Origin of the sequence: Methylobacterium sp. WL19 (assembly GCF_008040005.1) — a bacterium.
In the GTDB taxonomy this organism is placed as follows: domain Bacteria; phylum Pseudomonadota; class Alphaproteobacteria; order Rhizobiales; family Beijerinckiaceae; genus Methylobacterium; species Methylobacterium bullatum.
Map to the genome: position 1 here is coordinate 1 of NZ_VRVC01000261.1, position 1470 is coordinate 1470.

The window sequence follows — 1470 nt, forward strand, 5'->3', positions numbered from 1 at the left end:
CCGGCGGCGTTTCGGCGGGCGGGGCGCGGCCCGGATCGGTACCGGGCCGGTCCGACGCGTCGCGAGGCTGTCCGGCCTGCCAGACACAGAGACGCGCCTCCGCACCCTCCCAGCACGGCCCCTTGGGCGCCAGGGTGCCGAGGGGAGCCGTCGCCTGCGGTGCGCCGGGGCGCTCATTCCACGAGGCGGTGGCCTTCTGCGGGTCCCGTGGATCGCGGGTGAGCCGCGCGATGAAGTCCAGCCCTCCCCTTGCATAGGACCGGACCTCGAATCCGCCCGCCCCGTCCTGTCCGGCATCCACCCGGAACTGGCAGGGGCCGTCGATCCGGGCCGCGCCCCTGACCTCGATGAGACAATCGGCGGTGCGGGGCGCTCCGATCCCGGGTGCCGGCGCGACGCCGCCCCCGGCGAAACCGGGACGGCCCTCGCCGATCTTCCAGGCGCAGGTCCGGGTGCGTGGTCCCGTCCAGCAGGCCCCGCCGGAGGTGACGGCTTCGGAGGGGCCCTCGTCCGGCTTGTCGCCGGGCGTCTCGTTCCATGTCGCCGTGCCGCTTCCGGGGCTCGTCACCGCCACCACCACCCCGTAGCGGAGGTAGCCGTTCTCGTAAGTGGCGAGGCGGAACCCGCCCGTCCCGTAGCTGCGCGCGTCGGTCAGGAACTCGCAGACGCCGTTGATGGCGATCCTGCCATCGGCCTCGACGTAGCAATCGGCCTTGCGGACCTTGATCTGCGCTTCGGCGCGGCCGGGTTGGACGAGGGTCAGCATGAGAATGCCCGCCAGGAGGGCGAGGCAACGGCCGACCCGCCGGCAAGGCGAGTCGGGAATGTTCGGTTCGCGATCAGCCGCCACGCGCATCTCCTAAGGGTTGCCGAGGAGGCGGCGCGCCGCCTGGATGGTCCGGTCGTTGCGCTGGTCGACGATGCGGCCCTGATAGAGATTCCGGTCGGCCAGGCGCTGCTGCAGGGCGGCCCAGAAGCCGGCGCCCCACTTGTCCTCGCTGAGGTTCTGAATGATGTCGGTGGACTTCAATTCCAGGGCGCGGATCGTCATGTCCGCCGCCTTCCCGGGGGCGCGGGGGAAATTGGCGCCGCCGACATCGTAGAGGAAGGCCGCCGCCGCGGCCGCTGGCGCGAAGGACCGCTCCGCCACGAGGCGTTCGAGATACCGGCTCGCCAGGGCGGCGTCGGGTGCGGTGATCCGCTGCTTGTTGGTGTTGGCCGGGGACAGGAGGAGTGCATAGAGATACTGCGCCACCGATACGCCGCTCTCCGCCAGGGCGCGAAGCTTCCCCTCGGCGGCGGCGTCGGTGGTCGCGCTCTTGAAGAGCGCCATCATCTCGTCGGTGCTTGGCGCCGGCGCCGGTGCCAAGCTGTCTATTATACACAACACCGAGCCCACCAGACTACGCTGCATCTGCTAATCCGGCTTAAGCTAGAAAAAAAAAAAAGGGGGGGGGGGGGGGGGGGGGG

Annotated in this window: 1 protein-coding gene and 1 pseudogene; both read right to left on the reverse strand. The window is 70.7% G+C overall.

Translation table 11 applies throughout. The features are described from left to right. Positions 1 to 850, reverse strand: a pseudogene (locus tag FV220_RS24920) (hypothetical protein); the annotation flags it as partial. A gap of 9 nt (positions 851 to 859) precedes the next feature. Then, positions 860 to 1414 (reverse strand): hypothetical protein, encoded by a 555-nt coding sequence (locus FV220_RS24925; RefSeq protein ID WP_246689540.1) that lies wholly within the window; start codon positions 1412 to 1414, stop codon positions 860 to 862. Positions 1415 to 1470: the final 56 nt, after the last annotated feature.